Origin of the sequence: Cohnella zeiphila, from assembly GCF_014212055.1 — a bacterium.
Lineage (GTDB): Bacteria > Bacillota > Bacilli > Paenibacillales > Paenibacillaceae > Cohnella > Cohnella zeiphila.
Window position 1 is genome coordinate 242,313 of record NZ_JACJVO010000032.1, and the last position, 20,222, is coordinate 262,534.

Consider the following 20,222-nt stretch of genomic DNA (forward strand, 5'->3'; position numbering starts at 1 on the left):
CACGATTTGGAGGTTCCGTATGACAACTTTATCGCAGCCGATTCCTACAACTTTAGATGTATCCGGGCAGTGGCGGTACCGCCTGGATTCCGCCGATGCCGGACTGGAGCAAGGATGGTACGAAGATACTTTTCACGAGGAAGATCGGCTTCGCCTGCCCGGAACGACCAATGAGAACGGAGTGGGCGAGGAACCGGTTTTCCCGGCCGAGCTGAACAAAGAGACGGTACGCTCGCTCAGGCAGCGGCACCGTTACGTAGGCGCCGTTTGGTACCAAAGGGAAATTCGGATTCCCGACGACTGGTCCGATAAGCTGGCGACGCTTTTCCTGGAGCGGGTCATGTTCGAATCGCGCGTCTGGATCGACGGGCGGGAAGCGGGCATGCAGGACAGTCTGTCGGTCCCCCATCGGTTCGACGTGTCGGGCTTGCTTCGGCCGGGCGGTACGCATCGGCTGACGATTCGCGTCGACAACCGCGACTGCCGGCATATCGGGCCTTACCCGAGCGCTTATACGGACGAGACCCAGACGATCTGGAACGGAATCGTCGGCCGAATGGAGCTGCAGGCTTCCGAACGGATTCGGCTGCAAGACGTGCAGGTTTATCCCGATGCGGCGGCCCGGACTCTCTTGGTGAACGTCAAGGCGGAAAATCGTACGGGAACGGAAGCGGAGGCGGACGTGAAGCTGTCGGTGCGCCGCGGCGGATCGGAGGCGCAATCCGCCTCTTTCCGGCTTGCGTTGACGCCGTCGGCGTCGCAATCCTTCGAGCTGGAATTCGCGTTGGGGAACGATTGCCCGCTGTGGGATGAATTTTCGCCCGCGCTGCATGAACTGACCGTATCGCTGGAAGCAGACGGCGAGAGCAGGCGGCTGCAAGACCGGCGGACCGTCTCGTTCGGGATGAGAACGTTCGCGGCCGAAGGGACGCAGTTCGCGGTCAACGGCCGGCGGACATTCCTGCGCGGCACGCTCGATTGCTGCATCTATCCGCTGACCGGGTATCCGCCGATGGAGGAGGCTCCTTGGGATCGTATTTTCCGAATCGTGAAGGATTACGGCTTGAACCATGTTCGCTTCCATTCGTGGTGTCCGCCGGAGGCCGCCTTCCGGGCGGCGGACCGTCTCGGCGTCTACCTTCAGGTAGAGGGCCCGGTGTGGATGGACAATTGGAATTTGCCGGTGGGCAGTCATCCCGAGCATTACCGCTATTTGCCGGAAGAAGCGGCGCGGATTATCGATACGTACGGGAATCATCCTTCCTTCTGTCTCTATAGTAACGGCAACGAACTGAACGGCGACTTTACGCTGCTGCACGACATCGTCGTCGCGTTGAAGGGGCGGCATCCCAGGCCGAGACAGCTGTTTACGCTTACGGCCAACTGGGACCGCCCGCTGGATCCGGCGGACGATTACTTCATCGCCCAGACGGTGGACGGGGTCGGCGTGCGGGGCCAATATTTCCCGGACCGGCTGACGGATACGACGGAGCTGGAATACGGCGAGGCGGTGGCGAAGCGGCCCGTGCCCGTCATCTCTCACGAAGTCGGCCAGTACACGGTGTATCCCAATATGGACGAGATCGCCAAGTATACGGGCTGCCTGAAGCCGACCAATCTCGAAGCGATTCGGCGCGATCTGACCGCCCGCCGGCTGCTGCAGGACGCTCCCAAGTTTACGGAAGGCTCCGGGAAACTGGCGGTGCAGCTGTACCGGGACGAGATCGAGGCGGCGCTGCGGACGCCCGGCATGGGCGGGTTTCAACTGCTCGACCTGCACGATTTTCCCGGCCAGAGCACGGCGACCGTCGGCATCCTCGACGCCTTCTGGGACTCGAAGGGACTGATCGAACCCGGGGAGTTCCGGCAGTTCTGCGGACCGACAATTGTCTTGCTAGAAATGCCCAAACGAATTTATACTCAGAAAGAGACATGGCGCGCTGCGATCAAGATATCTCATTACGGCGCGGAAGATCTCGCGGATGCGGAAGCGGTATGGTCCATTCGCACGGCCGGCGGGATGACGTTGGACGAAGGCAAGCTGTACATTTCCGCCGTCGCTCAAGGCAGCACCGTCAAGCTGGGCGACGTCTCGTCGGATGCGCTCGCGGGAGCGGCGGCGCCGGAGAAGCTGCGCGTGGACGTCCGCGTGACGGGAACCGACATCGCGAACGCTTGGGAGATCTGGGTGTACCCGGCTTATGTAAGCGATGCCGAAGCCGTCTCCGGCGAGGGCGGCACGATCGTTGCCCGGACCTTGGACAAGACGACGCTGGCCCATCTGGAACGCGGAGGAAGCGCGCTGCTGCTGCCGTTCGAATCGGGGCGGGAGGCTGCGAATCCCGGGAAGTTCGTACCGGTGTTTTGGAGTCCGGTGCATTTCTCCAGCGAGGATCCGTGCGGCATTTATGCGCAGGCCGGCCATCCGGCGTTCCGGCTGTTTCCGACCGGCGCCTACGCCAGCTATCCGTGGAAGGACCTGCTCGACAACTCGTCCTCGCTGAGCTTGGATATCATCGATGCGGACATACAACCGATCGTTCAGGTCGTTCCGAACTTCTACCACAACCAGCGGCTCGCGAACCTGTTCGAATGCAGAGTGGGCAAGGGCAAAGCGCTCGTCTGCTCCATCGACCTGACCAGCCGGCTGGAAGCCCGTCCGGCCGCGCGCCAGCTGCGGGCAAGCCTGCTCGATTATATGGAGCGGGAGACTTTCATGCCGGACGCGGAGCTTGCGCCGGAGCAACTGCGACGGTTGTTGCAGGGGCGCGAGCGGGCAGAAGATCAGGCCCGGAAGCTGATCGGCGAAGAGCTGGCTACCGGCCGCGAAGCGGCCGCATCCAGCGAGATGAGCGCCGGCTACTCGGCCGGCAAGGGCAACGACGGAATCGGGCATACCTTATGGCGCGCGGCGGACGATCAGCCGGGACATTGGTGGCAGGTCGATCTGGGGGACGTCCGGCACATTGCCGGCACCCGGGTGCAATTCTCGCACGCGGCCCATTACTTGTACGTGATCCAGGTATCCGACGACGGGGCGGATTGGCGGGTAGCCGTCAATCAGACCGGCCAGACGGACAGCGGGCAGATCCGGATCGATCCTTTCGAGGAGCGGGCGCGGTTTGTCCGGATCGTCTACAACGGGCTGGCGCCCGGCGTGTCGGCGGGACATTATTCGTTCGAGGTGTACGGAGGGGAAACGAATGGGCAGGAAAGCGGTATTTCTGGCGAACCGGAACCATAATTCGATTCAGCAAGTGTATAACGACGATATGATGCGGCAACTGAACGAGCTGGTGGATCTCCATCCGGACATCATCGACCGCGGGTTGCTGGAAGAGCATCGGGATCTTTTGCGGGAGGCCGAGATCGCTTTCTCCACCTGGGGAATGTTCGAGCTGACGCCCGACGAGATCGGGCGCTATCTGCCGAATCTCAAAGCCGTGTTCTATGCCGCCGGTTCCGTGCAATATTTCGCCCGGCCGTTCCTGGACCGGCAGATTATGGTCGTCAGCGCCTGGGCCGCGAACAGCATCCCGGTCGCCGAATATACGGTGGCCCAAATTCTATTGGCCAACAAAGGGATTTTGCCGACGCTGTCCCGCTGCAAGCACGATCGCGGGGAAGCCGACCGCTTCGCCCAGAACTATCCGGGCAATTACGGCACCAAGGTAGGCATTCTCGGGATGGGCATGATCGGCAGCAAGGTCGTCGAGCTGCTCCGTCCTTACCAGCTGGAAGTTTACGTATACGATCCGTTCCTGACCGAGGAGCGCGCGAAGGCGGCCGGCGTGCGCCAAACCGATCTGGAGACGATCTTCGCCGAGTGCCAGACGATCTCGAATCACTTGGCCAACAACCCGCAAACGGTCGGCATTCTGAACAAGGCCCATTTCGGCCGGATGCAGCCGTACGCGACGTTCATCAATACCGGACGAGGCGCGCAAGTGGCGGAGCAAGATCTCATCCGGGCGATGAGGGAAGTGCCGACCCGAACCGCGCTTCTCGACGTCACTTACCCCGAGCCGCCGCTTCCGGACAGCGAGCTGCTGACGTTGGACAACGTGTGGCTGACTCCCCACGTGGCGGGAAGCCAGCAACGGGAGGTCGTCCGGATGGCGGAATTCATGGTCGAAGAGTGCCGGCACTATCTGGCGGGAGAGACCGTGAACTATCAGGTGACGCCGGCCATGCTGGCCACCATGGCTTAGACGGGAGGAGCGAGGACATGTTCAAACCTGGTCTGATCTCCATCACGTTCCGACAGCTTCCTCCGGAGCGGATTATCGAGTTGGCCGTTCAAGCCGGCCTGAAGGCGATCGAATGGGGCGGGGACATTCACGTTCCCCACGGCGACCCGAAGCGCGCGGAGGAAGTCGGCTTCCGAACCCGCGCGGCGGGGCTCGAAACGGCCTCCTACGGCTCGTATTACCGCGTCGGCAACCGGCATGTCGGACAGGGAGAACCGATGGAGTTCGAACGGGTGCTGGAGACGGCGGAAGCGCTCGGCGCTCCGGCCATCCGCGTCTGGGCGGGCGACCGCGGTTCGGCGTCGGCGGATGAAGAGTGGCGCGCTTTGGTCGCCGAGGATGCCCGGCGCATCGCCGATCTGGCTGCCGCCAAAGGAATCTCGATCGGCTTCGAGTACCATGGCAACACGTTGACGGACACGGCCGAATCGGCGGTCCGGCTGTATCGCGCCATCGACCATCCGAACGTTCGCAGCCACTGGCAGCCCCAGACAAGCCTGACCCCGGAACAGAACGAGCAGGCGCTCCGCCAAGCGCTGCCCTGGCTGGCGAATCTGCACGTGTTCCAGTGGCTGCCGAACCTGCGCTGTCCGTTGGCGGACGGGCAGGAGGAATGGCGGCGATACTTCGCCGCCGCTTCCGAAGCCGAGCCGGGCGGGGCCCGCTATGCGCTCATGGAGTTCGTGAAGGACGACGATCCGGAGCAGTTCCTGCAAGACGCCGCCGCTCTTCATCGCATTTTGGCGAACTGACGGTCGGCGCCGGCTTCTCGGTTAGGCCGACTGCAACCAAACGCGCACCCTGCGATGATATTCGTCGCAGGGTGCGCGTCTTTGCGTGCATTCCTTCATCCCATTCCTTCGAAGTTCCGCCTCATGTACGTAATCCGGTTATTCTCTTCCGCCCGCTTCGCCGATTTCTCGCTCAAGTGAGTAAACCGGTTGCTCTCTTCCGCCCGCTTCGCCGCTCTCCCCTCCATGAGAGCAAACTGGTTACCCTCTTCGACGAATCGCACAAGGCGAGCGCCCTGGGACTACATGCAGACGATCATCGCATTGCCTTCCGGATCGGCGGCAAAAAAATGATGGTCGAACTCGATCTCGTGGAGGATGCGGACGTTCTTCTCCTTCATGAAGCGATAGGCTTCTTCGATGCGGGGAGCATTCAGCATAAAGGTGGGATACTTCTCCCACTCCCGATGGTGGCGGTTGTCGTCCAGCAGGATGTGCGTTCCGTTCTCCAGCTCGAACCAGTAGATCGGACCGCCGTCCTGGCGCTCCGGCTTGATGGCGTGCCCCAGCAGGCGGGCATACCACTCCGTCGCCCGCTTCAGATCGTCCACGGGCACGACGATCGATTGAATCCGGTTGCGAATCGGAAGGTCGTTCCGATACGGGCGGATCGGATTCGGATTTTTCCAGTCGGATTGAACGATCATCAATACGTTATTTTCCGAGTCGCGAATATGGAAGAAGTCGAGCCCCTCATGAACGTGCCGGATGTCCAGCTCGATCGGGATGCCGCTGCGCTGCGCCCACTCGTAGGATCGGCGAATATCCGGCGTTTTGAACATGCAGAAGGGATGCGGACGCCCCGGCACGTTGCGGTGATCGTCCAGCATCAGGTTGACTCCGTTGTCCATATCGAACTCGTAAAAAGGCCGCTCCGGATCCGTCTCCCCGACCGGGATGCCCAGAACGTCTCCGTACCAGGCCGTCATGGCCGGCAAATCGGAGACATGCAGGATGACGCCCCCCGCTACCCGTATTCCCGATCCTTGCTCCGTCAACGTTTTCATCTTTCGATTCCTCCCTTGGTTGGACGCCTTCCCTATCATGACGTCCGGGCGCTGCGAAATCTATCAAGGCGAGGCGCCATTCCGGCGAAAATTTGCTCCAGCCGTTCGATGCCCCGTTCTTCGGCTTCCCGCGCCTTCGCGATCAGCTGCACGGAGCGCTCGCGTATGTCGAGGCGAGCGCCGGGCATGCCGTAGGGAAAAGCGGGATACAGCAGGCCCAGCGTTCGGAGCAGCGTCCGATACTCATCCGCAGCCTCCCGCCAGAGACGGGCGGTCTCCGGATCGGCGCTAACGGAAGGATGCTTTTCCCAGCGGCATAGAAATGCGACGGCCTGCTCGCGGGCTTCGGTCAGAAGCGCGACTTGATAGGCATGCCCGACAGGCTGCGCCCGTTCCCGGCCGAAAGCTTCCGACCAAACGGCATAGGCGGCCAATCCGGCCGTATAGCCGGGCACCGCCGGCTCCCGTCCCCGCGCATGGCGGACGATCGTCTCCAGCGCGCTTGCCAAAGACGGCTCGGCCGGCCGCTTCGGGCGTTCGATGAAGCCGACGAACAGCTCGGGATTATCCAGCGTGCGGCCCAGCTTCGAATAAGGGATGGCCGAGCAGCGGCCCGCGGCGTCCCGGTAGAAGAAACACTCCGGCTCGTCGTCGTAGCCATAGATCAAGCCGAATTCGGCCGGGTTCAGATTCCAGACGATCGGGGGCGTCCCTTGCCCGATCGCTTGCCGGATCATATCGAGTGCTTGAACCAGCAGATCGGGGGTCGGCGCGCGGCCCGGCCGGCCAATCCGCATCGCCTTGCCTCCGAGCGCCGCCGCCGACCGTTCCAGCGCCCATCCCCAGTCGTAGATCAGGCTGCCGCTCAAGCCGCAATCGGCCGTCGTCTGAATTCGGAACGCCTGGCCCGTGAATCCCAGAACGTCGCATAATTCATATTCGCCGTAAAACGATTCGTGAAGGGCATGGCCCAGGGAGGCGTAGGCCGACCGGCAGGGCGGAACAGGCAGGACGCGGCGAATTTCCCGGCCCGTCGCCTTGCTCTTTTGCGCGTTTCGCGCGGCCGCCCTGCGGAAGCGTTCCTCCTGAAGCTTCAGCTTGGATCTGGATAGAATGTTGTAGACGTTGCCGACCGCGATGCCGAACGTCTCCGCGATCTCCTCGGGAGTCTGCCGACGGAAGAAGAAAGCCTCGGCGATGCCGCGATTCCGCACCGGCAAAGCGTCCATCATCGCGGTCACGGATTCCAGCCACTCTTTGCCGAGAGCGACAATCTCCGGCATGTCCGAATCCGGGGCGGTTTCCGCTCCGGCGAGGCTCCGTTCGAGTCCGCCGCGGCGCCTGCCGCTTCGAAGAACGTCCAGCGCCTTGTTGCGAACGATCGTCCGCAGCCACGGGATGAAGCGCTCCGGGTCCGCCAGCTTTTCCAGCTGCAAGTACGACCGGATCAACGCGTCCTGAGCGACGTCTTCCGCCCAATAAGCGTCCTTCATGATCGCGCGGGCCCACTGAACGGCTTGCAGCCGATGCCGGCCGACGAGTTCCCCGAACGCCTCGCGGTCCCCGTCTCGGGAACGTTCGACCAACTGCCGCTGCTCTTCTTGGGAGGCATCCATTTTTCCTGCTCCTTTTCCAAAGGACCGTATCAATAAATTCACTATAACAGGTACGATGGGGAGGCGGATAGAAGGGCGGCGCTTCAAAGGCGGCCGAGATTGAGGTATAATTTCTGGACATGCAGCATTTGTCGCCCACGTCGGTCATTGCGGAGGTTAAACCGATGTCGCCCATTGAAGTGAAAAGTCTGGATCACCTGGTGCTGACGGTGCGGGATTTGGAGAAGACGGTTCGTTTTTATGCGGACGTGCTCGGCATGGAGCCGATCCGATTCGCCGGCGGGCGCTACGCCCTGAAATTCGGCCGGCAAAAAATCAATCTGCACGAGCAGGGGCGCGAATTCGAACCGAAAGCGGAAAGGCCGACGCCCGGGTCGGCGGATCTGTGCTTTCTCGTTTCCACGCCGTTAGGCGAGGTCGTCCGTCATTTGTCCGCTTGCGGAGTAGCCGTCGAAGAAGGGCCGGTTCGCCGAACCGGAGCCATGGGTCCGATCGACTCCGTCTATTTTCGCGATCCGGACCGGAACCTGATCGAAATCTCGAACGAAGCAACGGTTTGAATAAAGCCGGACAGGAGGCTAGCTATGCAACCCATCGATCCATCGGTCATTCAGAACAGAATCGACAATCTGCGGGATCGGGATCTCTATATCCACCTGGAGATGACGACCGGAGCCTACGCGGCTCATCGGGACAGCTCCAAGCATCCCGCCGCCACTTTTATCAGCAACGCGCTCATCCGATTCTCCCACGGCTCGGTCTCGGGAGGCGGTCCGTTCCGGGTCGGCTTGAAAATGCCGCACGGATGGGTCTATTCCGAAGGATTGACGCATTACGAGGAGACCGATTCCGAGCGGCTCATCATGGCGGGGCATGACCGGGAAGGCAAGCTGGTCGTCGCCTTGCAATTAAGCCCTCAACCTTTCTGAACATTTCTCCGCAAAGCGGGGCTTAGCTTCGAAGCTTGCTCAGGTACTTTGCGGGGACCCCGGAATAATCTTAGAGAGAGGAGCAGATAGATATGGAGCAAAGAGTATTGGTGCTGCTGCCGCATCCGGACGACGAAGCGTTCGGTCTGTCCGCGACGCTGGCCGAACACGTGCGCAACGGAGATCCGGTAACATACGCCTGCCTGACGCTCGGGGAGATGGGGCGGAACATGGGGGTGCCTCCTTTCGCGAACCGGGTGACGCTGCCCGAGATCCGCAAGGCGGAGCTGGAAGAGTCCTGCCGCGCGATCGGCATCCGGGATTTGCGAATGCTCGGCTACCATGACAAAACGATCGAGTTCGAGGACCAGGATAAGCTCGACGCGGACATTGACGCCCTGCTTCAGGAGCTTCGCCCGACGACCGTCTATACGTTCTATCCGGGCTATAGCGTCCATCCGGACCATGACGCGACCGGCGCCGCCGTCGTCCGGACGATCGGGAGGCTGCCGCGGAACGAGCGGCCGGTCGTGCTGTGCCTGGCTTTCGCCAACAATCTGGAGCAAGGCATCGGCCAACCCGACGTCGTTCGCGACGTCTCGGCCAATTTGAAGCAGAAGCTGGCGTCCATCCAGGCGCACCGTTCGCAATTCCAGGTGGCCGAATGGGTCAGCGGGGACGTTCCGTTGGAAAAAGCCATGCAGGAGCGTTTCGGAACCGAGCGGTTCTGGACTTATCGTTTCGATTGAATTGTGCGGGTTGCCTCGCTCGTTCGGATGAACGGCGGGGCGGCCTTTTTTTTCTCGGTTTGAAAAGAGGAAAAGAAGGTCAAAGGCAGAATGCAGAATAGGGTAGAGTAAAATCGCTTATCGACGAGGAGCTGCCTGTTCCCTATATGGCCGATGTCGCGGATTACGGTTCCCTGCGGCACCGGGAATTGAAAGAACATATCGACCGCGTAGGGATCGAATATTACCGCCGAACCGTCCACCAATCGGAAAAGGGATGAATGCACGATGATCCGAATCAACAGGGAACAAACGGAGGCGGAGCTGCGGAAGTTCGTCGGCTCTGACGTCTACGTACACAGCGAAGCGACGTCCTATGTGTTCGTTCGCAATTTCAAAGTTCGCTTGACCGAAGCCTTCGTCGCCGGAGACGGCCCTTCTTATCGCGTAGCGCTGCGCTTTGACGGGCACGGCTGGCTGCGGATGGAAGGGCTTACCCATTATGAGACGGACGAGGCGGGCCGGCTGCTGCTGGCCGGATTCGACGATCGCGGGCGGATGGACGTCGCCCTGCATCTGGGAAGGGGGCCGTTTCCGGAATGAGCGACAAGGGGCAAAACCAAGGACGCAAGCTGTTGGCGGTATTCGCGCATCCGGACGACGAATCGTTCATTTGCGGCGGGACGCTGGCCAAGTACGCCGCCGAGGGCGTCGACATTACGCTGGTTAGCGCCACGCGCGGCGAGATGGGTCGTCGCATGGGCAATCCGCCTTACCTGAACCGGGAGACGATCCCCACCGCGCGCGAACAGGAGCTGAAGAACGCCTGCGACTGTCTCGGCATCCGGCAGCTCCGGTTTTTCGACATTCGCGACAAGACGGTGGAATTCGTCGACCGCGAAGCGCTCGTGGCGCGGATCGAAGCGCTGATTCGCGATCTCGATCCCGACGTCATGCTGACGTTCCACGAGAAGCTGGGCGGACATCCGGACCATTGCGCGATCGGATGGGCGACGACGGAAGCATGCAGACGCGCCGGAAGGCTCGAGTCTCTCTACTTCATCTCGTTCGGCGGCATGATGGAGCAGCCGGAGCGGTACGGCTATACCCGACGCGACGTCGTCAAGGTGGACGTGAGCGCGCATCTGCCGGCGAAGCTGGCGGCTTTCCGCGCGCACCGCTGCCAGTCCGAGATCGACGAATGGGTATGGCGTTCCGACCGGGAGGCGCTCAGCCGCTTCGGCTCGCATGAGTATTTCTTGCGCGCCGCTCCCGCGCCGGCATCGGACGCGGCGGGACGCGGCGCGCGCGGGTTGTTCTGAAACGTTGAGGCGGTCAATGGAGCGTCGCCCGCGGCGTTTAACGCTCGGCTCGCTCGCTTAACGCTTCCGCGGCGAGCGTCTGCAGGACGTTGGTGTCCATCGGCGGATTGTGCAGGCCGGCGCGAACGTCGCGGTAATACCGCTCGAGCGGCAGCTTGCGCGACAGGCTGGCTCCGCCGACGATCCGCATCGCCAGGTCGACGACGCGGATCGCGCCGTTAACGGCCACATACTTGGCCAGCCCCAGCTCGGACTTGAGCGACGGGCGGTTCGCCATCGTCTCGCGGTCCCAGCGGTCGGCCGCGGCATAAAGCAGCGAGCGTGCGGTCCGCAGCTCGGCTTCGATCTCTCCGAACGACTGCCGGACGGCGGGAAGGGCCGCGATCGGATCGGCCAGATGGTTGGGCCGGTACGTGCGCGCGAATTCGAGCGCGAAGTCGCGCGCGGCGAGGGCGATGCCGACATAGCAGGCCGGAATATGCAGCAGCCAGCCGCCGCCGTCGTCTTCCCCTTTGCCGGATAGCCGCATGTTATCGGCTGTCCAGGCGCCGCTAAGCACCATGTCGTGGCTGCCGGTTCCCCGCATGCCGAGCGTATCCCAAGTCTCTACGACGGTCGTCTGCTCCGAACGGCGAACGAGAAAGTCCGACGTTTGGTCTTCTTCCGGAAGATAAGCCGAAACGACGAAGCGGTCGAGAATCGGCGACAGCGTGCTGAACGTCTTGCGGCCCGTTATCCGCCACCCGCCGTCCGCGCGAACGGCGGTCGTCTCCGGCTTGCCGCCGCGGCTCGGGCTGCCGGACCCCGTTTCGCTGGCGAACGTATTGATCATCGCGCCGTCGCGCACGATATCGTGGCACAGCTCGGCGAACAGCTCCTCCGGCCACTTCCGGCTCGTTCGCAGGTGCAGCACCTGCCCGATGTGCCAGCCGACGGCGAGTGCCGTCGAGCCGTCGCCGTAGCCCAGCCGCTCCTGCAGCTGGACAAGCTCGTACAGCGAGATTTCATCCCCGCCGTAAGCTTGCGGAACCGTCAGCTTCAAATACCCGGCGTCCCGAAGGTCGGCGAAATTTTCGAACGGGAACGATCCTTCCCGGTCATGCTCCGCGGCCCGTTCCGCGAACCGGGCGGCGAGCGCCTCGATCCGATCGGCCCGAGCCTGCTCTTGTTCATTGCGGATATATCGGTCCATGATGCGCATCCGATCATCACTCCTTCCTTCTGAATTATACCAACTGCAGCCGGGCTCTGCACAAGCGATGAAGCCGACCGCGATCAAGCGCGCTCTCCTGCCGGGAATATCGATGCGCGAGGTTTCGCGGTCGTTCTGGAATATGGACGACGGATGTCCGATGCGCCGCCGGTCCGGGCGGAAGTCCGATACGCCGCGGAAGTGCCGGCATCCGGCGGAGGTCGTGTGCCGATACGCCGGTTGGCCGAAGAAGCGCAGCTTAGCGAGAGATCGCTGGAGCGGCAGTTCCTCCGCTGGGTCGGCGTGTCTCCGAAGCATTTCTCGCGGCTGACGGGGACGACGCCGGCTTCTTTCTTTCGGAATCCGGATTCGCTTTCGGCTCTCTATGTGCGATAAGCATCGGTTTTTTACAAGACGATCAAGAAGGCAACCCTCTATAATGAAGGGGACAAGTCAACGAAAGGTTGAGGCCAATGCTCACGAAATTGGGTCATGTGACGGTGCTGGTTAACGACTACGACGAGGCGATCTCGTTCTACACGGAGAAGCTGGGGTTTGCGCTGCTCGCGGACAACACGTTCGGTCCCGGCATGCGGTGGGTCGCTCTCGCCCCGGCCGGCGGCAACGAGACGGCGATCGTGCTGGTCGCCGCCGATACGCCGGAGAAGCGGGAGCGGGTGGGAAGCCAAGCCGCAAACCATGTGTTCCTGGTCGTTCATACCGACGACTGCCGTCGGGATTACGAAGCGATGAAGGAGCGCGGCGTGCGCTTCTTCGGAGAACCGCGCGACGTTCCTTGGGGAGTGGAGGTTGTCTTCGAGGATCTGTACGGCAACCGGTTCGATCTCGTGCAGCATAACGGTTTCTAAGGCGAAGGCTGCCCGTAAGCGGGGCAGCCTTTTCTTTTTTCGAACGAATCCGGGAGCGGCGAAATCGCCGCAAACCCGTTTTGCTTGCGCGTTAGACGAAAGCAAGCTTAATCCTTCTCCCGCAGCCGAACGGACACGAACCCCGCAGCCGCGAGGGAAGCGGCCGTCAGGACGGCCGCGAACGCGGTAGTACCGGCGGCCAAGCCCGCGGCGTCGATCAGGTATCCCGCGCACACCGGCAGGACGGCGGCGGGCACGTATCCGCCCATGTTGAGGACGGCGTTCGCTTCGGCTCTCCGCCGCTCCGGGACGCGCAGGCCGATCAGCGTCAGCCCGCCGAGCTGGCCGAGCCCCTGCCCGGCCCCGGCGAAAATCGCGGCCAGCACCAGCAGAGGGGCGGACGATACCCGGACGGCGGCGGCCGCCGCGAGCATAGCCAGGACGGTGGAGGCGGCGCCGGCCAGCAGTTGGGTTCCGATGCGCAGTCTCTTCAACGCGAACTGGATGCCGGTCGCGGTCAGGAACATCAGGCAGGCGGTGCCTCCCGCGACGAGCGGGCTGTTCACGGCGAGCAGCTTGGACAGCAGCGAGGGGCCGAGCGACAGGATGAAGGAAGTCGCCGTAAGGCCGGGAGCGAAGACGGCGATGCCAAAGATCAGGTGCAGGCGATTGGCAGCAGGCACGCTTGGCAATCGCAGGCGGAAGCGATCCGCCGCCCGCGAACCGGCTTGCCGCCCAGGCAGGGAGGCGGCGACGGCGAAGGCGCTGCCCAGGATGGCGAGCTCGGCGGCAAAGACGGGAAGGATCGGATGCGCGAGCGTCTGCGCCAACGCGCCTGCGAGCAGCGGGCCGAGTCCGGCGCCGAGCACCATGGCCGCGGAAGCGGCCAGCGAAGCCAGCGACCGGCGCTGCGGCCCGCCGACGTCGACAACCGCGGCCATGCCCGCCGAGACGATCGCGCCGACGGCGATGCCCGTCAGCAGCCGGGCGGCGACCAGTTCGGCTACGGACGTCGCGAAAATAAATAGAAGGCAGGCCAGCGCGGCGGCGGCAAGCCCGGGGAACAGCACCGGCTTCCGGCCGAAGCGGTCGGAGAGCTGCCCCGCGACGAGCAGCGCCGCGAGCAGCCCTGCGATATAGGCCGCGAAGATAAGCGTCAGCGTTCCGTTCGAGAAGCCCATCCCGCGCTGCCAATGCACGTAGAGCGGCGTGGCGGAATTGGACAGGATAAACACGGCCGTCACCATCCAGGCGGCGACCCAGACGGATCTTGGACGAACGGCCCGTTCCGCGGACACTTTTTCCATATGCAACTCCTCCTTACGTTTGTAGATCCGAGCAATGTCATCTTAGGGGATTTTGTGATATAACTGAAATACCGATTTTTTATTTAGGAGATAACACAATGGTTATGCCGAACGAATCCGCGATGAACATGAACCATCTCCGGATCTTTATCGCGGTGGCGGACAAAATGAATATGACCGAAGCGTCCCAAGCGCTGTTCATCTCCCAGCCTGCCGTCAGCAAAGCGGTAAAAAGCCTCGAAGAATCGCTGTCGGTCAAGCTGTTCGTCCGGGATAAACCGCATGGCCTGGCGCTTACCGAAGCGGGCAAGGACATCCTGAGGCTGGCCCGGCAGATGAAGGCGATCGAGAACCAAATTTATCAGGTCGCCGGCGGCGAGAACCGGCTGCTGAGGGGCAAGGTGACCATCGGCTCTTTTCCGGCCGCGTCCGCGAACCTGCTTCCGGAGACGATCGCCGTTTTCCGGAACCGGTATCCGAACGTGCGAATCGAGCTGACCGAGGGCACTTCCGACCAGATCAAGGCTTGGGTCGACGCCCATTCGGTCGACGTCGGAATCGTCGCATCCCCATTCGGAGAATATGAAGCCGAGGTATTGATCCAAGACGGCATGGTTGCCGCCCTGCCGCCCGGGCATTCGCTGGAAAATGCGGATCGGATCGGCCTGGAACGGAACCGGAGCGAGCTGATTTTCTGCAAAGGCGGGCATGAAGCGGCCATCGAGGGTACGTTCCGGGACCATCGCATCGATTACGAGGAGAATTTGACCGTCCAGACGGCCGAGACGCTCGTTCATATGGTGAAGCGAGGTCTGGGGATCGGCGTCGTCTCGAGGTTCACGCTCGCGTCCGTCGCCGCGCACGGGTTGAAGGTGAAGGAGATCGACCCGCCCGTTGCGCGCGAAATCGCCGTCATCGCGCGTTCGTTCGCGGACGCTGCGCCGGCGACCCGGGAATTCGTTCGCGTCCTGACCGACTGGTGCAGGCAGAATTGGAGAATGGAAGCAACTATGCTATAATTTAAGTTTGTATGCAAACCGAACGGAACGAGGAGAACGAATGACATTCGAACAACTGGCGCTGAAGCCGGAACTTTTAAAAGCACTTCGCAAGGAAAATTACTCGCAGCCGACTCCGATTCAGGAGCAGGCGATCCCGGTCGTGCTGGCCGGAAGGGATTTGTTCGGCTGCGCCCAGACCGGCACCGGAAAGACGGCGGCGTTCTCGCTGCCGATTCTGCAGCTGCTCAGCGAGCGCCCGCCCGCCGGCAAGGGCAAGCGGCCCATCCGCTCGCTCATTCTGACGCCGACGCGGGAGCTGGCGCTGCAGATTCTGGACAACGTCAAAGCTTACGGTCAGTTTCTCAGCCTGCGAAGCCTCGCGATCGTCGGCGGCGTCTCCCAGAAGCCGCAGGAGGAAGCGCTGGAGCGGGGAACGGACATCCTGATTGCCACCCCTGGCCGGCTGATGGACTTGATGAACCAGAAGCTGGTCGACTTGACGAGCGTGGAAATTCTGGTGCTCGACGAAGCCGACCGCATGCTGGACATGGGCTTCATCCATGATGTGAAGCGGATTATCGCGAAGCTGCCCGCGCGGAAGCAGACGCTGTTCTTCTCCGCCACGATGCCGCCCGAAATTTCCAAGCTGGTTCAGTCGCTGCTCACGAATCCGGCCAAGGTGGAAGTGACTCCCGCCGCGACGACGGTAGAGCGGATCGAGCAATCCGTCTACCTGGTGGATAAGCCGAACAAGATGGGACTGCTGATTCATCTCATGAAGGATCCGTCCATCGTGTCGGCTATCGTATTCACCCGCACCAAGCACGGAGCCGACCGGGTGGCGCGCGGCCTGAACCGGGCGAACGTGCCCGCCCAGGCCATTCACGGGGACAAATCGCAGAACGCCCGCCAGAACGCGCTGAACCAATTCAAGAACGGAACGGTGCGGGTGCTCGTCGCGACCGACATCGCCGCACGGGGCATCGACATCGAGGAGCTGTCGCATGTCATCAACTACAACTTGCCGAACGTCCCGGAGACGTACGTCCACCGTATCGGGCGGACCGGACGGGCGGGCCAGAGCGGGGTCGCGATCTCGTTCTGCGAGACGGAGGAGCTTCCTTACCTGAAGGATATCGAGAAAACGATCAAGAAGACGATTCCGGTCGTGCAGGATCATCCGTATCCGATGGTGCTGGCCTGAATCGCCGGCAGTGCGCGCTAAAAGGAAGAGGCTGTACCCCGACCTTGAGGAAGGTCCCGGTACAGCCTTTTTTCTGCTTAGGAAATGATACGATTTAATTTCCTGTGGATATCCGGGGGCTCCCCCAAAAGTAATCGGAGTTAACTTCAAAGCATCACGTCACTTTTTTTGGGGGGTTACTACCGGAAAGTCGCACGGTGCACATTTTCAATCGCCTAATGAACATCGGCCCGACGGAGCCGTGCTAGAATAAAAAAAGCGCTGTCATATCAAACGAACGATTGGATGAGGAGGGATCGGCGCATGTCCGTCAAAGGAGGAAAGACAGGGCCGGAAGCGGCGACGGCCGAAAGTCCGCTTCGCAAGGGGCCGACCGACGCCGTGCTTCGCGCGTCGATTTGGAAACGCATACACAGTCATCGGAACTTGTATTTTCTGTTCATTCCCGTATTCGCCTATTTCGTTCTGTTCAAGTATTGGCCGATCCTGCTGGCATGGGTAGTCGCGTTCAAGGATCTGCAGCTCGGTTCGGGCGTCTTCCGGAGCGAATGGATCGGCTGGCAGAATTTCAAGGATATTTTCTATTCGCCGGACATTCCGAACGTGATTCGCAATACGGTCGAGATCAGCCTGCTCCGGCTGGCGGTCGGCTTCCTGCCGCCGATCATTCTGGCGATCCTGTTCCACGACATGGCGACCCGGCGGTTGAAAAAGTGGCTTCAAACGTTCGTCTACATTCCCCACTTTTTTTCCTGGGTCATCGTATACGGGGTCGTGTTCGGCTTTTTCTCGGTGGGGTTCGGCTTCGTGAACAACGTGCTGAGCGGCCTCGGAATGGAGCGCCATGAATTTCTGCTCGATTCCGCCTGGTTCCGTCCCATTCTCATCGGTTCGGCGCTGTGGAAGGAGATCGGCTGGAGCACGATCATCTATTTGGCCGCGCTGGCGACGGTCGACGCCCAGCTTTACGAGGCGGCGGTCATCGACGGCGCGGGGCCGCTCAAGCGAATGCGCCACATTACGATCCCGAGCATTCTGTCCGTCGTGACGTTCGTGCTCTGTCTGAGCTTGGGCTCCCTGCTCAGCGCCGGCGGCGAGCAAATTCTGCTTTTCTACAACGATGCCGTCTTCCAGACGGCCGACGTCATCGACACCTGGGTATACCGCGAAGGGCTGGCCCGCCTGCAATTCAGCTTGGCTACCGCCGTCGGGCTGTTCCAATCCGTGATCGGCCTCGGGCTCGTCATCGGCTCCAACTTCGTCGCCAAGCGGCTGTCCGGCCGCGGCATCTGGTAAAGGGAGGCTGACTCATGATGTACCGCTCCAGATCGGAACGAACCTATCAGATCGTCATTCACGCGATCGTTCTGCTGGTCGTCGCTTCCGCCGTATTCCCTCTGCTTTACGTGCTCGGCATGTCGCTGACCGGTCCGGCGGAGATGATGAGCCGCAACTACTTTGTCATCATTCCGCACGACCCGGTATGGGCCGCCTACGAGCGGATCCTGTCCTCGCCGCTCATCTGGCGGTCGTTCGGCATCTCCGTCTTCCGCAGCTTCGTCGGCCCGGCTCTCATGCTGATGCTGACCGCCACCGGCGCTTACGTGCTGTCCGTTCGCACGCTGCCCGGACGCAACTTCCTGCTGCTGCTGGTCGTCTCGACCATCTTGTTCAACGCCGGCCTGATCCCGACTTATCTGGTCGTCAAGCAGCTCGGCCTGGTCAATTCGCTCTGGTCGCTGATCGCGCTCTATCTGGTGGACAGCTTCGGCCTGCTCGTCATCAAAATCTTCATCGAGAATTTGCCGGACGGTTTGATCGAAGCCGCCAAAATGGACGGAGCCGGCGAATTGCAGATGCTTGCGCGGGTCGTCATCCCGCTGGCCGCTCCGGCGCTGGCCGCCATCGGGCTGTTCAGCATCGTGTTCCACTGGAACAGCTGGTTCGACGCGATGGTTTATTTGAACAACGCCCATTTGTTCCCGATGCAGCTGATCTTGAAAAATATGCTGGCTTCCGCTTCCAGCGACGCCATGGAGTCCTTGATTCTGAACGGCAACGCCGTAACGCCGGAATCGATGAAGATGGCGACCGTCGTCGTCGGCACGCTGCCGATCCTGCTCGTCTATCCGTTCCTGCAGAAGTATTTCGTGCAAGGCGTTTATGTAGGAGCCGTCAAAGGCTGACCCAGCTTCCGATTGATGCTGACGAAGCACCGCGGGCTTCTTGGCATAGATGATGACAAGATGAAGGAAAAGGGGATGAATATGATCCGTAAAGGTACCGCCGTGACAATTTCCCTGCTGATGGCCGCCACCTTGTTTTTATCCGCATGCAACAGCGACAAATCCGCCAATTCCGGAACCGGGGGCGGCTCGGAAGGCTCGGGAGGCGCAGCGTCCGCATCGGCCGGTTCCGGCGGCGATTCGGCTCAAGCCGGGCTTCAGTTCCCGGATGCGTTCCCGAGCGCGCCGAAAGCGGTGGATTACGATTCGAGCTACGCTTACGACGACATGAGCAAGAAATATTCGCTCGATATTATGCTGTCGGGCTTTATCAACCAGCCGGCGACCCAGGATATGATCAAGCAATTTTACGAGAAAACGTTCAACGTATCGCTCACGTTCACCAATCTGACGGGAGAAGATCTGGTCAACAAGACGAACGTCCGCTTCGCTTCGGGCGACGCGCCCGATCTCGTGCTGATCGGGGACCGTTCGGTCGCCCAGACGCTGTTCAAGCAGAACCAGCTGCTGGATGCGACCGAGGTTCTCCCGTATATGCCCCAAATCATGAACTACGTGACGAAAGAATATGCTCAGTGGGCGACCGACGACGGCCATATGATCGGCATTCCGCGCCTTCCGACGTTCCCCGACGTATGGGGCAACTTCATCCGGCAAGACTGGCTGCAGAAGCTCGGCATGGAGATGCCGAAGACGGCCGACGAATTGTTCGAGTACGCCAAAGCCGTGACGGAGAAAGACCCCGACGGCAACGGCAAGGCCGACACCTGGTTCATGGGCGCGGCCGGCGGCGGTCAAGGATGGGGCATGCTGGCGGGGCTGATCGACATGTTCGGCCAGAACGGCTGGAACGTGAAGGACGGCAAGATCAACCACCCGATGCTGGACGGCACGACCAAGAACTTCCTGCAGTTCGTCAAGAAGCTGAACGACAACAAGCTGCTGGCCCCCGACTGGTATACGGTCCAATGGGAGCAGTTCAAGGCGTATACCCTGCAGAACAAGATCGGCATGGTCAACTATCCGGGCTGGAATCTGCTGCAGGAGCAGTATTCGGCTTCGCAGAACAACGCCGCCACGCTGGATTACTGGAAACCGATGCCGCCGCTGACGTCGGCGGAGAACCCGGACGCCAAGCTCGCGGCGGGAGGCGCGCCGGGCGGCCTGTACATCATTTCCAAGAAAGTCGGGGACGATCCCGGCAAGCTGAAGCGGCTCGCCCACTTCCTCGATGCCGTTCAGTATCCGAACAAGTATTACTGGGTCGGCAACCAGGGCGGCGGCCCGGAGATCTGGCCGGACTACACGAAGGTCGTCCAGAATCCGCAAGACGGAACCTATTACTACGATTCCGACATGGTCAAGCTGCAGAACGAGATGAAGCCGGAGCTGAAAGGAATGATGGATTGGCAGTCGCTCGGCTATACGCTCCTCTGGGAACGGCATAAGGATACGCCGGACGCGCCGTACAACGCGCCGGGCGACAAATATCAGGACGAAGTGCGGTCGTATCCGCGCTACACGAACTACGACATGCTGTTGAATCTGGACGGTCCGACGTCCTCCAAACTCAAAGATTTCATGCAGAAAAACGAAATCTCCTTCGCGCTCGGCAAAAGAAGCTTTGACGACTGGGATAAGTACGTGGAAGAATGGAAGAAAACGGGCGGCCAGAAATTAATGGAGCAGGCGGCTGAACAGCTGAAGGTCGCCATGCCGTAACGCTCGCCGCCGGAAGACGCTGCGGGCGGCCTTCCCCG

Annotated in this window: 20 protein-coding genes; 15 read left to right on the forward strand and 5 right to left on the reverse strand. The window is 61.4% G+C overall.

Features of this window, described 5'->3' with window-relative positions; translation table 11 throughout:
* The first annotated feature begins 19 nt into the window (after positions 1-19).
* From H7C18_RS25115 to H7C18_RS25125, 3 genes are read left to right on the forward strand one after another with little or no spacing between them, the layout of a single operon-like run.
* Entirely contained in the window at positions 20-3,244 is a 3,225-nt protein-coding gene (locus tag H7C18_RS25115) for a discoidin domain-containing protein (RefSeq protein ID WP_185131850.1), read from the forward strand.
* Entirely contained in the window at positions 3,204-4,211 is a 1,008-nt protein-coding gene (locus tag H7C18_RS25120) for a hydroxyacid dehydrogenase (protein ID WP_185131851.1), read from the forward strand. The genes H7C18_RS25115 and H7C18_RS25120 overlap by 41 nt, the downstream gene beginning before the upstream one ends.
* A 17-nt stretch (positions 4,212-4,228) precedes the next feature.
* The gene (locus H7C18_RS25125) at positions 4,229-5,002 is read left to right on the forward strand and encodes a sugar phosphate isomerase/epimerase family protein (protein ID WP_185131852.1); all 774 of its coding nucleotides are present in this window, start codon (positions 4,229-4,231) and stop codon (positions 5,000-5,002) included.
* 95 nt (positions 5,003-5,097) lie between these two features.
* On the opposite strand, the gene H7C18_RS25130 is transcribed toward H7C18_RS25125, so the two are convergent.
* Genes H7C18_RS25130 through H7C18_RS25140 form a run of 3 tightly spaced genes read right to left on the reverse strand, consistent with a single transcriptional unit; the run spans position 5,098 to position 7,664 of the window.
* On the reverse strand, positions 5,098-5,265 hold the full coding sequence (locus H7C18_RS25130) for a hypothetical protein (protein WP_185131853.1): 168 nt from the start codon (positions 5,263-5,265) through the stop codon (positions 5,098-5,100).
* A gap of 18 nt (positions 5,266-5,283) precedes the next feature.
* Entirely contained in the window at positions 5,284-6,048 is a 765-nt protein-coding gene (locus H7C18_RS25135; RefSeq protein WP_185131854.1) for a VOC family protein, read from the reverse strand.
* A gap of 35 nt (positions 6,049-6,083) precedes the next feature.
* Positions 6,084-7,664: an RNA polymerase sigma factor gene (locus H7C18_RS25140; RefSeq protein ID WP_185131855.1), complete on the reverse strand. Its 1,581-nt coding sequence runs from the start codon at positions 7,662-7,664 to the stop codon at positions 6,084-6,086.
* Positions 7,665-7,828: 164 nt separating this feature from the next.
* On the opposite strand from H7C18_RS25140, the gene H7C18_RS25145 reads away from it, so the two are divergent.
* The 5 genes from H7C18_RS25145 to H7C18_RS25165 all read left to right on the forward strand — a co-directional run bounded on the left by H7C18_RS25145 (position 7,829) and on the right by H7C18_RS25165 (position 10,643).
* Complete coding sequence (locus H7C18_RS25145) at positions 7,829-8,224, forward strand: VOC family protein (RefSeq protein WP_202887430.1); 396 nt, start codon at positions 7,829-7,831, stop codon at positions 8,222-8,224.
* 24 nt (positions 8,225-8,248) lie between these two features.
* A complete protein-coding gene (locus H7C18_RS25150; RefSeq protein ID WP_185131856.1) occupies positions 8,249-8,593 on the forward strand; it encodes a YojF family protein in 345 nt (114 codons plus the stop codon).
* 92 nt (positions 8,594-8,685) lie between these two features.
* Positions 8,686-9,342: a bacillithiol biosynthesis deacetylase BshB2 gene (bshB2, locus tag H7C18_RS25155; protein WP_185131857.1), complete on the forward strand. Its 657-nt coding sequence runs from the start codon at positions 8,686-8,688 to the stop codon at positions 9,340-9,342.
* A gap of 267 nt (positions 9,343-9,609) precedes the next feature.
* Positions 9,610-9,924, forward strand: coding sequence for a DUF1806 family protein (locus tag H7C18_RS25160; protein WP_185131858.1), 315 nt, complete (start codon positions 9,610-9,612; stop codon positions 9,922-9,924).
* A complete protein-coding gene (locus H7C18_RS25165) occupies positions 9,921-10,643 on the forward strand; it encodes a PIG-L family deacetylase (protein WP_185131859.1) in 723 nt (240 codons plus the stop codon). Before H7C18_RS25160 ends, H7C18_RS25165 begins: the two co-directional genes overlap by 4 nt.
* 37 nt (positions 10,644-10,680) lie before the next feature.
* On the opposite strand, the gene H7C18_RS25170 is transcribed toward H7C18_RS25165, so the two are convergent.
* Positions 10,681-11,844 carry an acyl-CoA dehydrogenase family protein gene (locus H7C18_RS25170; RefSeq protein WP_185131860.1) on the reverse strand — a complete coding sequence of 388 codons (1,164 nt, stop codon included), beginning with the start codon at positions 11,842-11,844 and terminating at the stop codon, positions 10,681-10,683.
* Positions 11,845-11,988: 144 nt separating this feature from the next.
* Between H7C18_RS25170 and H7C18_RS25175 the strand changes: the two genes are divergently transcribed.
* Together H7C18_RS25175 and H7C18_RS25180 are read left to right on the forward strand one after the other, a co-directional pair.
* Complete coding sequence (locus H7C18_RS25175; protein ID WP_185131861.1) at positions 11,989-12,231, forward strand: hypothetical protein; 243 nt, start codon at positions 11,989-11,991, stop codon at positions 12,229-12,231.
* 77 nt (positions 12,232-12,308) lie between these two features.
* Complete coding sequence (locus H7C18_RS25180; protein ID WP_185131862.1) at positions 12,309-12,704, forward strand: VOC family protein; 396 nt, start codon at positions 12,309-12,311, stop codon at positions 12,702-12,704.
* 107 nt (positions 12,705-12,811) lie between these two features.
* Here the strand turns inward: H7C18_RS25180 and H7C18_RS25185 are convergent, their stop codons facing one another.
* On the reverse strand, positions 12,812-14,011 hold the full coding sequence (locus H7C18_RS25185; RefSeq protein WP_185131863.1) for an MFS transporter: 1,200 nt from the start codon (positions 14,009-14,011) through the stop codon (positions 12,812-12,814).
* Between the two features lie 98 nt (positions 14,012-14,109).
* Here H7C18_RS25185 and H7C18_RS25190 point away from each other — a divergent pair, with 98 nt between their 5' ends.
* From H7C18_RS25190 to H7C18_RS25210, 5 genes are all read left to right on the forward strand, one after another.
* A complete protein-coding gene (locus H7C18_RS25190) occupies positions 14,110-15,030 on the forward strand; it encodes a LysR family transcriptional regulator (RefSeq protein ID WP_238357942.1) in 921 nt (306 codons plus the stop codon).
* A 40-nt stretch (positions 15,031-15,070) separates the two neighbouring features.
* A complete protein-coding gene (locus H7C18_RS25195; protein WP_185131864.1) occupies positions 15,071-16,216 on the forward strand; it encodes a DEAD/DEAH box helicase in 1,146 nt (381 codons plus the stop codon).
* Positions 16,217-16,519: 303 nt separating this feature from the next.
* Positions 16,520-17,512, forward strand: a complete 993-nt coding sequence (locus H7C18_RS25200) for an ABC transporter permease (RefSeq protein ID WP_185131865.1) — start codon at positions 16,520-16,522, stop codon at positions 17,510-17,512.
* A gap of 14 nt (positions 17,513-17,526) precedes the next feature.
* On the forward strand, positions 17,527-18,402 hold the full coding sequence (locus H7C18_RS25205) for a carbohydrate ABC transporter permease (protein WP_238357943.1): 876 nt from the start codon (positions 17,527-17,529) through the stop codon (positions 18,400-18,402).
* A 75-nt stretch (positions 18,403-18,477) separates the two neighbouring features.
* The gene (locus tag H7C18_RS25210) at positions 18,478-20,184 is read left to right on the forward strand and encodes a type 2 periplasmic-binding domain-containing protein (protein WP_185131867.1); all 1,707 of its coding nucleotides are present in this window, start codon (positions 18,478-18,480) and stop codon (positions 20,182-20,184) included.
* The last annotated feature ends 38 nt before the right edge of the window (positions 20,185-20,222 follow it).

Bases quoted from the DNA above. Each gene is read 5' to 3' on its own strand.
- H7C18_RS25170 (WP_185131860.1), bottom strand. From the start codon at position 11,844: ATGCGCATCATGGACCGATATATCCGCAATGAACAAGAGCAGGCTCGG.
- H7C18_RS25140 (WP_185131855.1), bottom strand. From the start codon at position 7,664: ATGGATGCCTCCCAAGAAGAGCAGCGGCAGTTGGTCGAACGTTCCCGA.
- H7C18_RS25120 (WP_185131851.1), top strand. From the start codon at position 3,204: ATGGGCAGGAAAGCGGTATTTCTGGCGAACCGGAACCATAATTCGATT.
- H7C18_RS25175 (WP_185131861.1), top strand. From the start codon at position 11,989: ATGTCCGATGCGCCGCCGGTCCGGGCGGAAGTCCGATACGCCGCGGAA.
- H7C18_RS25115 (WP_185131850.1), top strand. From the start codon at position 20: ATGACAACTTTATCGCAGCCGATTCCTACAACTTTAGATGTATCCGGG.
- H7C18_RS25190 (WP_238357942.1), top strand. From the start codon at position 14,110: ATGGTTATGCCGAACGAATCCGCGATGAACATGAACCATCTCCGGATC.
- H7C18_RS25145 (WP_202887430.1), top strand. From the start codon at position 7,829: ATGTCGCCCATTGAAGTGAAAAGTCTGGATCACCTGGTGCTGACGGTG.
- H7C18_RS25135 (WP_185131854.1), bottom strand. From the start codon at position 6,048: ATGAAAACGTTGACGGAGCAAGGATCGGGAATACGGGTAGCGGGGGGC.
- H7C18_RS25165 (WP_185131859.1), top strand. From the start codon at position 9,921: ATGAGCGACAAGGGGCAAAACCAAGGACGCAAGCTGTTGGCGGTATTC.
- H7C18_RS25150 (WP_185131856.1), top strand. From the start codon at position 8,249: ATGCAACCCATCGATCCATCGGTCATTCAGAACAGAATCGACAATCTG.
- H7C18_RS25205 (WP_238357943.1), top strand. From the start codon at position 17,527: ATGATGTACCGCTCCAGATCGGAACGAACCTATCAGATCGTCATTCAC.
- H7C18_RS25200 (WP_185131865.1), top strand. From the start codon at position 16,520: ATGTCCGTCAAAGGAGGAAAGACAGGGCCGGAAGCGGCGACGGCCGAA.
- bshB2 (WP_185131857.1), top strand. From the start codon at position 8,686: ATGGAGCAAAGAGTATTGGTGCTGCTGCCGCATCCGGACGACGAAGCG.
- H7C18_RS25125 (WP_185131852.1), top strand. From the start codon at position 4,229: ATGTTCAAACCTGGTCTGATCTCCATCACGTTCCGACAGCTTCCTCCG.
- H7C18_RS25160 (WP_185131858.1), top strand. From the start codon at position 9,610: ATGATCCGAATCAACAGGGAACAAACGGAGGCGGAGCTGCGGAAGTTC.
- H7C18_RS25195 (WP_185131864.1), top strand. From the start codon at position 15,071: ATGACATTCGAACAACTGGCGCTGAAGCCGGAACTTTTAAAAGCACTT.
- H7C18_RS25210 (WP_185131867.1), top strand. From the start codon at position 18,478: ATGAATATGATCCGTAAAGGTACCGCCGTGACAATTTCCCTGCTGATG.
- H7C18_RS25185 (WP_185131863.1), bottom strand. From the start codon at position 14,011: ATGGAAAAAGTGTCCGCGGAACGGGCCGTTCGTCCAAGATCCGTCTGG.
- H7C18_RS25180 (WP_185131862.1), top strand. From the start codon at position 12,309: ATGCTCACGAAATTGGGTCATGTGACGGTGCTGGTTAACGACTACGAC.